This window comes from Rhizobium sp. BK661 (assembly GCF_024808825.1).
Lineage (GTDB): Bacteria > Pseudomonadota > Alphaproteobacteria > Rhizobiales > Rhizobiaceae > Rhizobium.
In genome coordinates this window covers 547,163-564,669 of the sequence record NZ_JANTYT010000001.1, presented here as the reverse complement: position 1 = coordinate 564,669, position 17,507 = coordinate 547,163, and the positions used below count along the sequence as shown (strand labels likewise).

Annotated in this window: 15 protein-coding genes and 1 tRNA gene; 12 read left to right on the top strand and 4 right to left on the bottom strand. The window is 59.8% G+C overall.

What is annotated here, in order from left to right; all coding sequences use genetic code 11:
- Positions 1–66 precede the first annotated feature (66 nt).
- Positions 67–948, top strand: a complete 882-nt coding sequence (gene ppk2, locus FHX16_RS02740; protein WP_259126430.1) for a polyphosphate kinase 2 — start codon at positions 67–69, stop codon at positions 946–948.
- A 1-nt stretch (position 949) separates the two neighbouring features.
- On the opposite strand, the gene FHX16_RS02735 is transcribed toward ppk2, so the two are convergent.
- Complete coding sequence (locus tag FHX16_RS02735) at positions 950–2,128, bottom strand: hypothetical protein (protein WP_259126429.1); 1,179 nt, start codon at positions 2,126–2,128, stop codon at positions 950–952.
- A gap of 255 nt (positions 2,129–2,383) precedes the next feature.
- Here FHX16_RS02735 and FHX16_RS02730 point away from each other — a divergent pair, with 255 nt between their 5' ends.
- The 8 genes from FHX16_RS02730 (at position 2,384) to FHX16_RS02695 (ending at position 10,072) form a co-directional block, all read left to right on the top strand.
- Entirely contained in the window at positions 2,384–3,343 is a 960-nt protein-coding gene (locus tag FHX16_RS02730) for a nitronate monooxygenase family protein (protein WP_183753054.1), read from the top strand.
- Between the two features lie 130 nt (positions 3,344–3,473).
- Positions 3,474–3,549 (top strand) — tRNA-Thr (locus FHX16_RS02725).
- Positions 3,550–3,855: 306 nt separating this feature from the next.
- On the top strand, positions 3,856–4,200 hold the full coding sequence (locus FHX16_RS02720) for a hypothetical protein (protein WP_183860396.1): 345 nt from the start codon (positions 3,856–3,858) through the stop codon (positions 4,198–4,200).
- Between the two features lie 298 nt (positions 4,201–4,498).
- Positions 4,499–6,004 (top strand): DUF3300 domain-containing protein, encoded by a 1,506-nt coding sequence (locus FHX16_RS02715; protein ID WP_183860398.1) that lies wholly within the window; start codon positions 4,499–4,501, stop codon positions 6,002–6,004.
- Positions 6,005–6,021: 17 nt separating this feature from the next.
- A complete protein-coding gene (locus tag FHX16_RS02710; protein WP_405049260.1) occupies positions 6,022–6,969 on the top strand; it encodes a DUF2950 family protein in 948 nt (315 codons plus the stop codon).
- A gap of 2 nt (positions 6,970–6,971) precedes the next feature.
- Positions 6,972–8,189 carry a hypothetical protein gene (locus FHX16_RS02705; protein WP_183860401.1) on the top strand — a complete coding sequence of 406 codons (1,218 nt, stop codon included), beginning with the start codon at positions 6,972–6,974 and terminating at the stop codon, positions 8,187–8,189.
- A gap of 675 nt (positions 8,190–8,864) precedes the next feature.
- A complete protein-coding gene (locus tag FHX16_RS02700) occupies positions 8,865–9,608 on the top strand; it encodes a hypothetical protein (protein WP_259126428.1) in 744 nt (247 codons plus the stop codon).
- A gap of 8 nt (positions 9,609–9,616) precedes the next feature.
- Positions 9,617–10,072 carry a DUF6065 family protein gene (locus tag FHX16_RS02695; RefSeq protein WP_259126426.1) on the top strand — a complete coding sequence of 152 codons (456 nt, stop codon included), beginning with the start codon at positions 9,617–9,619 and terminating at the stop codon, positions 10,070–10,072.
- 451 nt (positions 10,073–10,523) lie between these two features.
- On the opposite strand, the gene FHX16_RS02690 is transcribed toward FHX16_RS02695, so the two are convergent.
- Both FHX16_RS02690 and FHX16_RS02685 read right to left on the bottom strand, forming a co-directional pair.
- Positions 10,524–11,183 carry a response regulator transcription factor gene (locus FHX16_RS02690; RefSeq protein ID WP_183860407.1) on the bottom strand — a complete coding sequence of 220 codons (660 nt, stop codon included), beginning with the start codon at positions 11,181–11,183 and terminating at the stop codon, positions 10,524–10,526.
- Positions 11,184–12,548, bottom strand: coding sequence for a sensor histidine kinase (locus tag FHX16_RS02685; RefSeq protein WP_183860409.1), 1,365 nt, complete (start codon positions 12,546–12,548; stop codon positions 11,184–11,186).
- 309 nt (positions 12,549–12,857) lie between these two features.
- On the opposite strand from FHX16_RS02685, the gene FHX16_RS02680 reads away from it, so the two are divergent.
- The gene (locus tag FHX16_RS02680) at positions 12,858–14,351 is read left to right on the top strand and encodes an MDR family MFS transporter (RefSeq protein ID WP_183753068.1); all 1,494 of its coding nucleotides are present in this window, start codon (positions 12,858–12,860) and stop codon (positions 14,349–14,351) included.
- Positions 14,352–14,473: 122 nt separating this feature from the next.
- On the top strand, positions 14,474–14,755 hold the full coding sequence (locus FHX16_RS02675; RefSeq protein ID WP_183860411.1) for a hypothetical protein: 282 nt from the start codon (positions 14,474–14,476) through the stop codon (positions 14,753–14,755).
- Between the two features lie 87 nt (positions 14,756–14,842).
- On the opposite strand, the gene FHX16_RS02670 is transcribed toward FHX16_RS02675, so the two are convergent.
- Positions 14,843–15,754, bottom strand: coding sequence for a GntR family transcriptional regulator (locus FHX16_RS02670; RefSeq protein ID WP_183753071.1), 912 nt, complete (start codon positions 15,752–15,754; stop codon positions 14,843–14,845).
- A gap of 237 nt (positions 15,755–15,991) precedes the next feature.
- Between FHX16_RS02670 and FHX16_RS02665 the strand changes: the two genes are divergently transcribed.
- Entirely contained in the window at positions 15,992–17,494 is a 1,503-nt protein-coding gene (locus FHX16_RS02665; RefSeq protein WP_183860764.1) for a UxaA family hydrolase, read from the top strand.
- The last annotated feature ends 13 nt before the right edge of the window (positions 17,495–17,507 follow it).

Below are 17,507 nucleotides of genomic sequence, written 5' to 3'. Positions count from 1 at the left end.
GACATTTGATTTTCAAAAGAAAATATGATCGCCTGTCTCAGCGAAGGTTACAGCGGGAGAGAAGTCATGGCCGATGATGTCGAAAGCAGAGCCGTCGAACTGGACATCCGCGGAAAGAAGCGCGTCTTCGATGTCGACGATCCCGTGTTGCCGGACTGGGTGGACGAAGCAGCCCTGCAATCGGGCGACTTCCCCTACAACAAGAAACTCAAGGAAGAGGAATACCTCGAGGAGCTGCAGAAACTGCAGATTGAACTCGTCAAGGTGCAGTTCTGGCTGCAGGCGACCGGCAAGCGCGTCATGGCGCTTTTCGAGGGACGCGATGCGGCGGGCAAAGGTGGGGCGATTTCGGCCTCGTCAGCCCATATGAATCCGCGCCTCGCCCGGGTGGTTGCCCTGACCAAGCCCACTGAACGCGAGGCAGGGCAATGGTATTTTCAGCGCTACATCACGCAGTTTCCCACCGCCGGCGAGTTCGTGCTGTTCGATCGGTCCTGGTATAACCGGGCCGGGGTCGAGCCGGTCATGGGTTTCTGCACTCCAAAGCAATATGAAGACTTCCTGAAGCAAACGCCTCAGCTCGAGAACGGCATCGCCCACGAAGGCATCTTCTTCTTCAAGTTCTACCTCGATATCGGCCGCGAGATGCAGCTGAAGCGGTTCCATGACCGGCGGCACGATCCGCTCAAGGTATGGAAGCTCTCTTCGATGGATATAGCGGCGCTGACGAAATGGGGCGACTATAGCGATAAGCGGGACCGTATGCTGAAGGAGACGCATACGGACGCAGCGCCCTGGACGGTCATACACGCCAACGACAAGCGTCGCGCGCGGCTAAACCTGATCCGTCACATGCTGAAGAGGATGGACTACGACGGCAAGGACAAGGACGCCATCGGCAAGCTCGACGACAAGATCATCGGCTCGGGTCCCGGCTTCCTGAAATAGCTTATTGTCCCGGCAGGATCCGCACGGCGTAAAGATTGATGCTGCGCGCCTTGCCGTCGACGTCGGTGTTGATCGTCAGGCTGCCGGCAGAGTTCGGCGCCAGTGATCGATCGAAGCGGACCTGCAGAAGCACATCCGATTTCTGGCGGCTGACGGAAAAGCGGTGGCGGGCGCAGTCGCCGAGCGACTGGAAATTGCACTCCACGGTAATCTGCGTCGGTTCGTCAGACGTCGACTGCAGCGTGATTGCAATCGTCGAGGACTTGCCGGCCAATTGCTGCAGCACATCCGCCGGCACGCTGACACTGACATTGCCGTCGTTGCCATTGGTTTGCGAGGTCAGGCGTACTGCCGGGCCATCGTTTTCAGCGACGTTCTGCGTCTGGGATTGCGGGCCGGTCTTGATCTTGTCCGCATCGGACGGCTTGAAAACCTCGATCCAATCTGCCGAGAACGAGTTTTGCGGGTCGATTGTGACGGGAGCCGCATTATCGCCCGCAGCAGCGTTATCGGTGCCGTCAAAGTCTTCCGGTTGCGTGGTCGCCGGCGGATTGGCAACGCCCGTATCTCGTTCTGCGGCGGTCATCAGCAGGCCCGATGAATAGACCCACCATGCGCCCATGCCGATGAAGGCGAGAAGAACGCAAGCGACGAGCAGCCTGGAGAAGAACTTACGCGGCTTGCGCCGAACCGCCGCACGCTCCGGCCGAAAGTCCATCCGAGCCGGTTTTTGCTCCACCGTCGCCGGCGCCTCGGCAGTCGGCGCAGCGCCGAGGTGATCGCCGCTGCCCGCATGCACGCCGGCGAGGCTGGATTCGTCGTCGAAGCGTGGGTCCGTGACAGAATGCTCGCGGGTCTCGCCGCCGATCGAGACGTTTGCCGCCTCGTCCTCTGCGGCATGGGCCACGGGCTTCGGCATTTCCACCTCGGGTGGCACAGGAATTTCAGGCGGCCCCTGACGCGGATGCAGACGCTCGCGCTCTTCAGCCTCGATCGTATGGATCGTGGTTTCGAGTCTATGGCGATGATGGGTCACCGCTTCCGCGTCGGTGATGTCCTGTTTGCGGAGACCGGATTCGAGCGCCTGACGTGCGGATTGATAAATCTTTGCACGGACTTCGGGATTGTCGCGATCGGCATTGTTGAGCGCCGTTCTGATAGCCGTTTCTAATCCGCTCACGTCCGGTCCTTTACTCTGAGACTGGGCTTTGTCCTTAACACTTCGTAAAAGCGGTAGCTGCTACCAGGGCAAATCGCAAGCCTCACCCCGCTACCGGGTCGGATCGGCCGGGGAAAACGCAGGGTTGCCGCATGCTGCCTTATCGTCTTGCAAGAATAGCCGATATTTATGGAATCGATAGAGCGAGCTTTTCCTCACCGAAAGTCTCTGCTATCACATTGACGTTTTCGTAAACGTCAATTCTTACGGTGTCTTATGGCCCTGCCTCCGATCCTCACCCAGAATCTCAGATTGCCGGTTGTCGCCTCGCCGCTCTTCATCATTTCGCACCCGGCGCTGACGCTGGCGCAGTGCAAGGCTGGGGTCGTTGGCGCCTTTCCCGCGCTGAACGCACGGCCGGAGAGCCAGCTCGACGAATGGTTGGCGATGATCACCGAGGATCTCGCTGCCCACAACGCGGCAAACCCTGATCGGCCGGCTGCCCCGTTTGCCGTCAACCAGATCGTCCACATGTCGAACAAGCGGCTGGAGCATGACCTCAGGCTCTGCGTCAAATACAAGGTGCCTGTGGTCATCTCGTCGCTTGGCGCGGTGCCGGAAGTCAATGCCGCCGTGCATTCCTATGGCGGCATCGTACTCCACGATGTCATCAACAATCGCCATGCCAACTCGGCCATCCGCAAGGGCGCCGACGGGCTGATTGCCGTCGCAGCCGGTGCCGGCGGTCATGCCGGGACACTTTCGCCCTTTGCCCTCGTTCAGGAGATCCGCGAATGGTTCGATGGGCCGCTGCTGCTTGCCGGCGCCATCGCCAATGGCGGCGCCATCCTCGCGGCGCAGGCCATGGGGGCCGACATGGCCTACATCGGCACGCCCTTCATCGCGACCGAGGAGGCTCGCGCCTCCGAGGCCTACAAGCAGGCAATCGTCGACGGCATGGCGAACGACATCGTCTATTCCAACTACTTCACGGGCGTTCACGGCAACTACCTCAAGCCCTCGGTCAGATCCGTCGGCCTCGATCCCGACAATCTCCCGGCCGCCGATCCCTCCAAGATGGATTTCGAACAGGCCGTCGGCGGCGCCAAGGCCTGGAAGGATATCTGGGGCAGCGGCCAGGGCATCGGCGCCATCAAGGCCATCGAACCGGTCGGCAAGCTCGTCGACCGGCTCGAGAGCGAATATACGGCTGCCCGTGCACGCCTGTCGTTATAACGGTCGACCACAGATTTCCACAGCGCCGTTCTTTTTTACCGAAGAGATGACGGGGCGCTTGAAATCTTCAAACAATGCCTGTATCAGCCCCATGCAAATCGCGGGGCCGCATGGTTCGCCCGCACGGGTTGCCGCTTTAGCTCAGTCGGTAGAGCACATCATTCGTAATGATGGGGTCACGTGTTCGAGTCACGTAAGCGGCACCATTTTAATCTTTTATAATCAATGTGTTGACGTGCGCCCACCAGCTGCACGCTGGTGAACGCAATCGGCGGGTCGTCACCGTGGCGGCCATGTTCCATTCCTGTTGCCGCCATTCCCGTTGATTTCCAACGGATGAAGGCAGCTGTCGGCGAATCCACGCGACATGGAATGCAACGTTGAGAGATTCTTCTCCACGCACTCTGCGAGTTTGAGTGTCGCGTTCTTCCTGTACACACACGACAGAGCTAAATAATCGAATAGTGGTAAATGCGAGCCCAAGCGGCGATTTTTGCGCCTCGTTGCGTCGAATGCGGGCATCAATCAAAGGCTTCGTTCGTGCGGGGCGCGATCAGCAGTCGATCGAGAAGGCGAACCAGCAAACCTCCGCGCAGGAAATCTGGAGCCAGGTCACTGTTATCGTTCGCCAACGCCCGGACGCCGTTACGGCAGCCCTGATGAGCGCTGTCAACGAGACTTTTGATACCGGGACCTCCGAGCGGCTTGCGCTTGATACCCGCCTGCCCGCCCAGATTTTCTGGCTCATCGGGGTCATGGTGCTGAGCACGGCGACCCTCGGATATCAGTTCGGGATCAAGGGACGACCCGTGCGTTTCCTTGTTCTCCTTCTTACTTTGGTCTGGACGCCGTCGTGATCGACATCCTCGATCTGGCCACGGCTCGCCTTGGCAGTTTCCGAACGGACGTCCGTATGTACGAGTGGACCAGGCAAGGACTTGGCGAAGCGCGCCCGCCTCCCGTGCCAATTCAGTAGATCGCGTTGCCGGGCCTAAGCCTGAACGTTGCTCGATCCTTCTTTGTTACGTTCAAGTTTACCGTAAAGTACTTTCGCAACTGCTCGAATTCTGTTCGGCTGCCTCCCTGAAGTTAGATGGTTTGCCCGACGACTTGCGTATGCGGTGAGCCAGGCCGGCAACTCCTGGAGACGTGTCAATGGGATTTCGCTTCTTTAACGCCTACGCAAGACGCTCAGCGATCTTTCTCGCGGCGGCAACTGTCATCGGCTTCGGCGCCGGGCTGGTCCACGCCCAAGACCAAGCGGCTGCCACGCAAAGATCCGCAACGACCGAGAGCGCGGCCTCGACCGAACTGAGCGACGCGGAAATGCAGGTCCTTGTCGCACGTATCGCGCTCTATCCCGACGAACTCATCGCACTGGTAACCTCGGCCTCGCTCTATCCGCTTCAGATTGTCGAAGCGTCCCGGTTTCTTGATCAGGTCAAAGTCAACTCGACACTAAAGCCCAAGGACGATTGGGACGGCAGCGTCGTCTCCCTGCTCAACTACCCCGATATCGTCAAAATGATGGGTGACGACCTCGACTGGACGCAGCAGCTCGGCGATGCAGTCGCCGACCAGCAAAAAGACCTGCTGATCGCCATTCAGACGCTTCGCGACAAGGCGGTCGCGGATGGCATGATCAAGACCGACGACAAGGTGAAGGTCGTTCAGCAGAACGACAACGTCGTGATCCAGGCCGCCAATCCGGAAAAGATATACGTCCCGCAGTATGAGCCGCAGATGCTCTACGAAGAAGGATACGCTCCCGCGCCGATCGGCTACTATCCCGATCCCTATCCGAACTACTACTACCCGACCGCCACCTACTTCGCCGGCTTCGTGACGGGCGCGGTGTTTGGAGCCGTGGTCGATTGGGACAGATGGGGCGTCTGGGGCGGTCGCTTCGACGGCAACGACATCGATATCGATTGCGACCACTGCTTCAACAGGTTCGATCGGAACGGCAAGGTCAACTTCAACGACGTCGACTGGAAGAATGTCGATCGCAGCAAAATCAAGTTCGATCACAACCAGTTCGCCAACATCGACAAAACGAACATTCGCAACAGGCTGGAAGCGGGCGGCAACAACGACATCCGCACGAAGGCCAAATCCGTCAAGGCACGAGCCGCAAATGCCAACCATGCGAGAGTGACGCCGTCTGCCATCAAGGACATCAGAGCCAACAAGATCGCTGGCGGCGGTGGCGAACTGCGCGACCGTGTCGCCAACAGACCGGGCGGAGGTTCAGATTTACGTGATCGCGTTGCCAACCGCCCTGGTGCCGGCGGTGAGGGAGAACTCCGCGATCGCATCGACAACCGCCCTGGCGAACGCCGCGGTGAGATCGGAGACCGCGTAAACCGCGACATCGGACATCACGCGATGGCCGGCAAGCGCGACATTCGTCCCAATGGTCCTTCGGGCCTTGGCGAAATTCGATCCCGTAGCGCCGCCAACCTTCACTCGCAACGTGGTGGCCGCGCGATGGGCGGCGGGCACCATGCCAGCCGCCCGGAATTCGCCGCACACCGTGGCGGCGGAGGCGGCGCTCACTTCAGCGGCGGCGGCAGAGGCGGCGGGGCCCACTTCAGTGGTGCTGGCGGTCGTGGTGGCGGTGGTCATGCCCGCGTCCCCCACGGTGGACGTCGTCGCTAGTTGAACCAAACGGAGTTATTGCCATGAGTGCTCATAGCCATCGCATTGGATTTCGTTTGATTGCCTCCGCGGTCTTGTCGGTTCTGCTGTCGGCTGCCGGCACGTCGGCTGCCGAGAAGGATCTTGTTGATCTCGTCTCGAAGCAGCTGCCAACCGAGTACGATAGCGCCGAAGCTGCGATGACAGCGTTCAAGGACGCGGTCAATGCCTCAGACCTCGACAAGCTGGCGTCCGCTTTGGGCGTCGACGCGGCCCACCTGAAAGCCACCGACGGCGTTTCGGAAACGCTTGCGGCCATCAAGGACGGCATCGGAAAACGCATCGCGCTCGAAGAGAAAAATGGCCAGAACATCATCGATGTCGGCGAGATCATGTGGCCATTCCCCTTCCCGATCGTGAAGGTAGAGAACGGCAAGTATGCCTTCGACCCCGTCGTCGGTATCGAGGAGATTATCAATCGCCGCATCGGTGAGAACGAAATCCAAACGATTGAAACGGTCCGCGGCTATGTCGACGCTCAGCAGCAATACGCCAGCGCCGACCATGACGGCGACGGCGTGCTGGAATATGCTCAGAAGCTTGTAAGCAGTCCCGGTCGGGCCGATGGTCTTTATTGGCCCGAAAGCGAAGGCTTGGGTGAAAGTCCGGCTGCGCCCTATCTTGACTATGTCCAGTTCGAGAAGTCGAAAGACAATGGATACTTCGGTTACCGCTACAAGGTCCTGACTCGCCAGGGCGGCAATATCGCCGGCGGTCCCTACGACTACGTCATCAACGGCAACATGATCGCGGGCTTTGCCCTGGTGGCGTGGCCGGTCAAGTATGGCGAGACGGGCGTCAATACCTTCGTCGTCAACCGCAACGGCATCGTCTATCAGGCCGATCTCGGAGCGGACACAGACAAGATCGCGCGCGCCATGAAGCAGTTCAATCCCGGCGACCGCTGGTCGGTCACCGAGGACTGAAGATGGCGGAGATGAAGGCTGCACCGCCAACTGCCGGCAAGCTCGATCAACCGCAGGATCGACTGCAATTCCTCGCGTCACATGGCGGCCCGTTCTTCGAACTTCAGCGGCGGCTCAAACTCGTTCATGAGAGAAACCTCCATACCGGTCGTCGAATCCTTGTGTTCGTCGCCATCGCCTGGGCCGTTCCGCTCCTTCTGACCCTACCCACCCTGGCTTCGGAGACGCCGACGCTGAAGGCCTATCTTACCGACCCCGGTCCCTGGGCGCGGTTCTTTGTTGGCATTGCCGCGTTTTTGGCCGCCGAGCAGGCTGTCGAAGCGGGATTGCGGCGCAAGCTTGGACAATTCCTCCGCGCCCCCCTGATCACACCGACCTCCGAGGGCGCTGCACTAGTTGCATTGAACACGGCGCTCGGTCGACGCGATTCGGTGCTTGCGGAACTCGTGTGCCTCGCTCTCGCAGCCGTCTCCGCAGTTCTTGCCTTTGCCACATTCAAGCAGCTCCCATCGACAAGTTGGGCAACGACGGTGACAGGTGATGCTCATCACCTGACAATAGCGGGCTGGTGGTGCGTGGTCGTCAGCATACCGCTCTTCATCTTCCTCTTGGTCCGCGGCATCTGGCGACACCTTGTCTGGGCTGAACTGCTACGAAGCATCGCGCGCCTCGACCTGAGGCTGGTGTCGACCCATCCGGACGGCAAAGGCGGACTTGCCTTCCTCGGGGAATATCCGAACGCCTATGTTCTCTTCGTCTTCGGTATCAGCTGCGGCATGGCGGCTGCGGTCGCTAAGCACCAGATGCAGGCCGATCTGTCAGCCACGACGCTCACGACTATCATGGCCGCCTGGCTTTTGGTCGTCCTCGCGTTTTTCGCCTATCCGCTCTCCGCCTTCTCGAAACCGCTCACTCAACTGAAGGACAAGACGCTTTTGACCCTATCGGCGCGAGCGACGACCCAGCAGAGGGCTGCGGAGCGCAAGTCGATCGGCGCGAACGTTGTTGCACCAGATGCCGACGAAGCGGAACAGGCAATCGAGCCTGCCGATCTTACGAAACAGTACGAGCAAACGCGCAAGCTGTCGTCGATGCTCGTCAACCGCAGCACGTTGCTGCCGGTCGCCGCCGCAGCGCTCCTGCCGTTTGCAATCGCGGGCGCGACCAAGCTGCCCTACAAGGAGGTCTTCTCGGTCCTCAAAAAGCTTCTGCTCATCTGAGCGTCATAGGTCCCTCCCAAGGGTGCGGGAAGTTGGGCTGGCTTCCCGCAGGTCTTGCAAATAAAATCGCCCTTAGGTGGTGCTTCTCACAGTGGGCGACCCGAGCGCATCAACCGCCGGATCCTTCGGTGGCGATTGCCCATTTGTGAAATTATCATATTTTTCAAGACAATCCCTCTGTTGCCGAAGAACCACATGGGCTCCGAATTGCAATGCTTCAGCCTGACCTAATCAATTGACAGCTTGAAAAACTCAACCGACACTTGCCTTTGGGCTGGCTACTGGGGGTAATCGATGATTGATCCGGGGTACACACAGTTTTGCGTTCATCCGATCGGCGAGCATCTAGCTGACGTGCAACTTCCTTCACGGATCCCAAATTATCCACCGGCTCGGCCTAGCGCGTCGCGTCGCGCATCCGTACGCCTTCTCCTTCTCCAGTCATCCGTTGCTTCAATCGCCCTTCTCGGCCTGAGTGGCACACGAGCGGAAGCGGCCTGCGTCGAGAATACACCCGGTGTTATCGACTGCTCAGGTTCAACTCCTGGCCCAACTACGACCGGTCGGTCTGTAACCATCAATGCAGACAATACGGCGAGCCTAACCAGTAACGTAGTGGTCACCGGGCCCGGAACCAGCGTCGTTAACAACAACGGCGGAAGATTCACCAACAGCGTGGTGGCCACGGACAACGACAGTTTCACGCTCAACAACCGCGGGCATATCGATGGGAATATCAACCTCGGTGGTGTTGGAACCAACTTCATTTTCAACTTCGCCGAAGGCTCGGTCTCAAATGGGGTGACGAGTACAGGGAGTTCTGTCGACACGGTGATCAACCGTGGCTCTTTCCAGGGCTCCATTAGCCTCGGTGACGGCAACGATACCCTAGAGCTGCTCGGGGGGACCGTCCAGACACAGGTGGACATGGGCGCGGGCGACGACAATTTCACTTGGCTCGTTGGCAACATCGCCGCTACCGTCCAGATGGGAAGCGGAAACGACACCGCACGATTCACTAATCTGACGCAGGCAAACCTGACGGCGGGGAAGCTCATCGACGGCGGCCAGGGGACTGACACCCTGATCTGGGATCACACTTCCAATGACGACGGCGGCCAGGGAGGCGACGCCCCATCGAGCTTGATCAACTGGGAAACCATCAATCTCACCAATCAGTCTGAGTTCGTGTTCATCTATACCACGAGCGTCCTGACACTCGGCGATTCGACGACTGGCACTGGCACGATCTCGATCGACGCCACCAGCAAGATCGAGGCGGGAAATTCCTTTGGCTACGCCATCGTACCGGCCAACAATTCGCAATTGGTGACCGTGAACAACGCAGGTATCATTGACCTCACCAACGATGCACCGGGCGCCGGCACATCACTGCATGACACATTGACGGGGTCCTGACGTTCCACGTGCCCTGTCTCTTCCGGACGGAGTCCGGGGTCGACCTTTTCGTCTCTGGCCCGATCAACCGGCCCAAGGATGCCATTGCTCCGCTATCAGGCGTCATCGAGACTGACTGGTCTCCATACACCTTCACGATGAACTGGAAGTTCACCCGACCGTTCCAGAAGGTGTATTTTGAAGCGGACGAACCCTACTGCCACCTCTTTCCGCTCGCGCGAGGAAGTCTCGAGGACATCGCCCCGGACATCCGCAATCTCTCGGAAAATCCGGATCTGGCGAGGGAATATGACCAGTGGACGAAGAGCCGCAACACCTTCAATGCGGCCCTAACCGAACCGGATTCGAAGGCATCCCAGGACAAATGGCAGAAGTCCTACTTCCGGGGGGCGGCTCCCAGCGGTGCGCCCGGGCCGAGCGATCACAAGAGCAGGCTTCGGTTGAAGCCGTTCTCGAAGGCGTAGAGCGCGCTTTCCACCACCAAGTTGTCCTGGCGTGTCGAGGCTGACCGAGTGATTGAGAGGAAGCGGTTAATTACAATTCGTTCGCGTAAAGTGCGCTTGCCCAAACCCGGTCGGTCGATCCTTCGGAACGTGTCCTCGGTGGCCTGTTGCCATGCTGTATCGGGTATGTGGTGGAAATGGTAGTTCCTGAAATTCGTAATGATGGGGTCGCGTGTTCTAGTCGCGTAAGCGACACCATTTTTCTCCAATAATATCAATTGCTTGCCATGACACCGGCGCATCAACCGGCCAGGTTTCCAGCCTTCAAATGTTTGGTAGGACTTTCCGTAACATGGAGGCACGCCGCCGCCATGCTCCTAACCATGTCGCTTGTGTGCTCATTGGGAAACGCCCTGACGCTTCTCTGACACTCGCATCGGAACCGACAACGCATTCGAAGCTCAGGCGCCTGCTACTCTTTGCCAGACACATCCGCCGCTTTCTGCGCGATGAGGGCCAATTCAACGCGGTTCTTCGCTTGAACCTTTTTGAGAAGCCTGGAGACATGAAACTTCACGGTGCGCAAAGTCGTTCCCGTCGCTTCGGCAATGGCCTGGTTCCCCATTCCGCGACCCACGCATTCCAACACGTGGCGCTCCTTTGCGGACAACGCGGTCAGCGGATTGCCGTCGGTTCGCGGCTGTGTGTGTCCTCTCATTGCGGCGACCAGTTTGGAACCCAGTGTCGGCGCTAAATAGGTGCTGCCGCGCTGGACGGTCGTCAACGCGTCGAGCAACTCGTTTGCGGCGATGCCTTTCAGAATGTATCCGGACGCGCCAGCCTCCAGGGCCTCCAGGACGTCTTGGTCATCCTCGGAAACCGTCAGCATCACCACCTTCACATCAGGCCATCGCTCGTGGATCTCGCGCGCCGCGGCGACCCCGCCACCCGGCATGGAAATATCCAGAAGCGCGATCGTCGGGTGATGGCGCGCCACGAGATCCAGAGAATCCTGCTTGGATGCGCCCTCCGCAACGACCCGCAAGTTTTCATTGAGGGCAATCGTCTGCAACACGCCCATCCGAAACAACGCGTGGTCGTCAACGACGATGACAGAAGCCGGCTCTACCATTCAGACTGCCTCCCCAAGCTCGAAACACATTGTCAGTTTTGTCCCGGCGTCCCCGCCGGCGATCTGCAGGCTGCCGCCCAGGCTCTCGATGCGCTGCCGCAGGCCCTGAATGCCCATTCCTCCGCCGGCGCGGGCAGGCGGCTTGACGAAACCCTGCGGTGGGCCCTTGTCGGAGACGACCACTTTCATATGCACTGCCCCCATCTCGCACCAAACCTCCTGACCATTGCCGCCAGCGTGCCTGTAAGAGTTATTTAGGCCCTCCTGGACAAAGCGGAAAAGGCAGATCTTCATTGCTGCCGGAATCTCCCGTTCTGCCCCGACAATGGTGCAAGCGACCTCTGTCCCTGAGCGGCCCTCGTGCATCTTGATCGCACGTTCGATGATGCGGCTAGGCGGGAAGTGCTCGATTTCTGGCAGGATCAGCGATCGGGCAATCGCCCTGATCTCGGTCAAGGCGATATCGAGCGACTCCTCGAGTACGGCGAGCGGCGCTTCGCGCCCCGGATCGGACCTGGCTTGGCGGACCTGTTCAACCTGCAGGCGCGCGAAGCTGAGAAGCTGGGCCGGGCCATCGTGGAGGTCTGCGCCAACGCCACGCATCAGATTCTCGTTACGCTCGGCGAGTTGCATCGAGGCCTGGCGGGCAACACTCTGCAGTTCGGTCAGCTTGCGCGATGCGGACTCCGCGTCTTCCGCGCGCTGACGCAGGGTCCGCCGCTGCTCTTCTATGGTGTTGCTTCCCCGGCGAACGATCGCGTAAAGACAGAGCAGGATCGCGCAGGAGGCAAGCGCCACCGCTGCCCAACTGACCATCCGCACGCGCTCCACATCGTGATCAAAGGTCGCGGGATCCTCCTGTATCTCCGCAATGGCTATGATCCGGCCGGTCGAGTTGTCACGCAGCGGGCTATAGATCTCTAGATAGCGTGTCTGGAAATTGCGGGCGACATGTTCGCCTGCATCAAGATCGGCGAAGGAAAGTGAAACCTCGCCCGAAAGTGCATTCTCGGCCCCGGCGGGGAGCTCAAAGCGGTGACCGATCAGGTCTGCGGCAAGCGAATAGGCAATTGTACCATCGGTCGTCCAGATCTCCACATGCGGGAAACGCCCCCTCAGCATTGGATCGGTGAAAAGCCCGTGGAGCCTCTCGATATCCCCCTGTGGCAGGGCGTCCGCCGAAGCCAGCTTCTGAACAAGCGGCTCCATCATGCTCTGGACGAACGTTGCGGCCGCACCGGCTTTGCTGCGGATCGCGTTTTGCTCGACGATTCCGGATATGACGTAGCCCGAGATCAATGTCGCGAAGAAGATCAGGATACCGCTGGCAAACAGGAACTGGATCGACAGCGGTCGGCGCCTCATCCAACTCAGCAACCCTTTGGACCGCAATCCTTGTCCCCCGATCGAAGAAAGCAGCTATTTGTCAGTACAATGATCGCAGTGTTCGCGTCGAATTGAAAGACTGGCTCAAACTGACTCGGTCTCGAATGTTGGTCCTGCATCGGGGCTCTGCCATTGGGCGCCGCCAAACCGGCCTCGTAACCAAACGGATAATAATTGACGCCTTTGCCTCGGCGGCATAGAACGGGGCAACACTTCGCGCCGGCGCTTTTCCCCCAGTCGACTTGCCGATCATCTCAGGCACTTCGCGGAGTACCCGGAGAAGATGTCGTGTCCAATACAGCCCAGCGCTCGAACCGTGCGCTCATTGTCGCCATCATCATGCTCGCAACCTTCATGGTCGCCATCGAGGCCACGATCGTCGCGACGGCGATGCCGAAGATCGTCGGGCAGCTTGGCGGCTTTACCTACTACAGCTGGGTGTTCTCGGCTTTTCTTCTGGCGCAGTCGACGACGACCGTCATCTACGGCAAGCTTTCGGATATCTTCGGACGCAAGCCGGTGCTGATTTCGGGCATTCTGATCTTTCTCGTCGGCTCTCTGCTTTGCGGTTTCGCATGGTCCATGGCGTCGCTGATCACCTTTCGCCTGCTGCAAGGGCTTGGCGCCGGAGCCATCCAGCCGGTGACGATGACGATCATCGGCGACCTCTTCACTCTCGAGGAGCGAGGCCGGGTGCAAGGCATCATGGCGACGGTTTGGGCCACATCGGCTGTCGTCGGGCCGCTTGCCGGCGGCGTTATCGTCGATACCGTTTCCTGGGCCTGGATCTTCTGGATCAACCTGCCGATCGGCATCGTGTCGATCGCGGCTTTTGCCGCCTTCCTCAAGGAATCGGTCGCACACAAGCAGGCAAAGATCGACTATCTCGGCGCCATTCTGTTTTCGGTCGCCGTCATTGCCTTGCTCGTCCTCCTCACGGAAGCGGCGGATGCCAATGCGTGGGTCCTGGTGTCGCTTGCGGTGGTCTTCGTCGTTGCTGCTGTGCTTTTCCTGCGACAGGAGAAGCGGGCGGCAGAACCGATCATTTCGATTGCTCTCTGGAGCCGCAGGCTGGTCGCGACCAGCAACGCCGCAACATTGCTTGCCGGGATGGCGCTGATCGGTCTTTCGACCGTGTTGCCCATGTATGTCCAAGGTGTCCTTGGGCGATCGTCGATCGTCGCCGGCTTCACTTTGACCATGCTGGTCGTCGGCTGGCCTCTGGCCGTCATGCTCTCCAGCCGCTTCTTCAAGGCGTTCGGCATCCGACGCACGCTACGGGTCGGCAGCTTGATGTTTCCCTTTGGCGCAAGTTTCCTGCTGTTTCTGACGCCCGACAGCCACCCCGCGCTTGCCGGTGCAGGCTCCTTCTTCATGGGCTTCGGGATGGGGTTGATCAGCCTCACCAGCATCGCGCTCGTTCAGGACAGCGTCGAATGGTCGATGCGTGGCAGCGCCACCGCGTCGATCATCTTCGCTCGCAGCCTCGGCAATACGCTCGGTGCGACAGTGCTTGGCGCCATTCTCAACGCCGGCATCAGCCACTATGCGGTCGGCGATGCAGCAGCGTCGCTTCATGACGTGTTGAACCAGCCGACAGGATTGTCCGAGTTGGCAGCAGACCCTGCCATCCGCACGGTCTTCGATGCCTCCCTTCACTGGACGTTCTGGGGGGTGGCCGTGGTCGCCGTCCTCACGTTCCTGTCGGCCTGGCTCATTCCCGTGGGACGCGAACATAGCCGGACGCCGGTGGCGTCAGCCGCCAGCGAAGCGTCGCATTAGATCCTCGCCGCCACCCTCATTATGCTCCCGAACAACGCCAATGCGGTGGCTCGGCGCGTCATTTTTCAAGGAACCAGTTCTTTCCTCCTTCGTTGGTCTTCCATGAATGAAGGAGAATTGACATGCGAAAGACCCTTATGAACTGTACCGTTGCGGCGATGGCGCTATGTTCGTTCGTCGCTCCTGCCATGGCCGACGGTGTGATCGTGACTCGCGAACGAAGTTACGACGACTACGACCAGGCGCGCCCTGCAATTACCATTAACGAACACGGCATCAGAGTTGGCGCCGTCCGTGATCGTGATCGTGATCGCTATTATCGTGATGGCTGCTACACCAAGACCATCAGAACAACGACCGACGATGGGGATGAGATCACCAAAACGGTGCGTCGCTGCAGATAATCACGATCGCGGATGATATCCTTTCACCCCAGCAGGCGGCGGACGTGCAGTAGCGTAAACCCGGCTTCGGCCGTGTTTGCTCTTAGACTACTTCTCGATAGCACCGTCGTCGGTGGCGGTTAATGGAATGGATTGGAGCAGCGTCTGACGCGCCGACCTCAAATGCAGACGACAGGCGGAATTGATCGCCGCCTGATCGCCTGACTCCAGCGCAGCAATGTAGTCGAGATGCTCATGAATGGCGCGTTCGTTGCGCTCGCGCGCGAACGCCTTGTTCCATTGGTAGTGATAGTGAAAGATGATCGCGATCGCGTCGTAGAAGTCAGCGATGAAGCGGTTTTTCGACGCTCCGTGGATCAGCAGGTGGAAACGTTCGTCGAGCGCCGAAAAATCCTTGTAGCGCCTGTCGAGGTCGCGCAGCATGGCCTGATGCTCGGCCTTGATGTCAGACAATGCGCGCCATGCCTCGCTCTCTGGTGGAAGCCGGCCGAATTCGGCGGCCGAATGCAGCTCGAACATCTCGCGCACCTCGGCGAGCTCAAGCGCGAAATCGCGGGTGAACCCCTTGAGTATCCAGTGGCTGTTCGGCCGTTTCTCGATCAGGCCGAACCGCGAAAAGCGGATCAGGAACTCACGGACGCTCGTGGTGCCGGTGCCGATCTCGCGCGCCAGTTCCAGCTCATTGATCTGCATGCCTGGCGCGGCATCATCCGACAAGATGCGCTGCATGAAGCTGCGCTCGATGATGTCGTGGAGTGAATTCGTCTCTTCCGATGGAAAGAAATCGTCTTCCGTCGGTTGGCGCAGAACGATCTTCTGGCGCTTGTTCCAGCGGATGATTCCTGCATCGCTGAGCCGTGTCAGGATGGCGCGCGCCGTGCTGCGGCTGATCCCCAGCTGGGCCGCGATCTCAGGCTCAGACGGCAGCGCCGCGTCGGTGCGCAAAGCGGCGACATAGCGGTTGTAGGCTTCCTTGAAGACTGTATTCTGCCTTGCCATGCACCCCGCCCTCTTGCCTCGGCAACACGGATCGGGCGGCCGCAGAGTTGCGGTGCGCAGCGTGGCAGAAGCTTATCTCTCGGCAATCCTTATCTTATTTTGGATTGCATGCGGCTGTTTGCCTCCCTCGTCCACAGGATCGATAATCCCGTTGACTTGAAAATGTTTATTGTAGATAAAAAACAAAATCAATGAACATTCGCCGACGCAGCGAGTGTTTCCCTAGGGAGAAGAATGTTGACCAAAGACCCTTGGATCATCCTGTCCGCCGGCGACAATGTTGCGGTCGCGACGGCGGCGATTCCCTCCGGCGCGACGGTCGCCGGCATCCAGACACGGCAGAAGATCGATCCCGGCCACAAGATCGCGTTGGCCGATATTCCGCTTGGCCAGCCGGTCGTCAAATACGGTCAGGCCATTGGACGCACGACGGCTGACGTTAAGGCCGGCGACCATATTCACAGCCACAATCTGCATTTCGAGAACGACCGCCTTGCGGCAACCGCCAACTCGGCGCCCGAGGAAGCAAGTGCGACGGACCGGGCGCGCACCTTTATGGGCTATCGCCGCGCCGATGGTCGTTCGGCGACGCGCAACTACATCGGCATCATTGCCAGTGTGAACTGTTCCACCACGGTCTGTCGGGCGATTGCTGACGAGGCCAACCGGACGATCCTTCCGCATTTCGACGGCATCGACGGCTTCGTGCCGATCGTGCACGATCAGGGCTGCGGCATGAGCTCCACCGGCGACGGCATGGCGGTACTGCACCGGACACTTGCCGGCTATACCCGGCATGTCAACTTCGGCGGCGTGCTGATGATCGGCCTTGGCTGCGAAGTCAACCAGCTCACACTCTACGGCCAGAGCGGCGCCGGCAATGCCAAGCGTCATTTCAACATCCAGGACGCCGGCGGCTCGCGCCGCGCCGTCGAGCGCGCCATGGGCATGCTACGTGAAATTGCCCAGGATGTCGGCAAGGAAAAGCGGGTTGCGCTGCCAATCAGCGATATCATCATCGGCCTGCAATGCGGCGGCTCGGACGGCTTTTCCGGCATCACCGCCAACCCGGCGCTCGGCGTGGCCGCCGACTTGCTGGCGGCTGCCGGCGGCACGGCGATCCTTTCCGAAACCTCCGAAATCTACGGTGCGGAGCATCTTCTGCGCAGCCGCGCCGTCAGCGACGAGGTTGCCAGGAAGCTCGACGACAAGATTGCCTGGTGGGAAAAGTATGTCGAGTTGCACGGCGCGTCGCTCGACAACAACCCCTCGCCTGGCAACAAGCGTGGCGGCTTGACGACGATCCTCGAAAAGTCGCTGGGTGCCGTCGCCAAGGGCGGCCGCTCGCCTCTGACCGCCGTCTACGGTTATGCCGAGCGCGTCACCGCACCGGGTCTCGTCTTCATGGACACCCCCGGCTACGATCCGGTCTCGGCGACCGGCCAGGTCGCCGGCGGCGCGAACATGATCGCCTTCACCACCGGTCGCGGCAGCTGTTTCGGCTGTCGCCCGGCGCCGTCGATCAAGCTTTCCAGCAATTCGGCTCTCTATGCCTCGATGGAAGAGGACATGGATATCGACTGCGGCACGATCGCGACAGGTGACGCTACGATCAGCGCCAAGGGCCGCGAGATCTTCGACCTGATCATCGACACGGCATCGGGCAAGAAGACGAAGAGCGAGGAATTCGGCTACGGCGACAACGAATTCGTGCCGTGGCACCTCGGAGCCACGCTCTAAGGCAGCGCATATC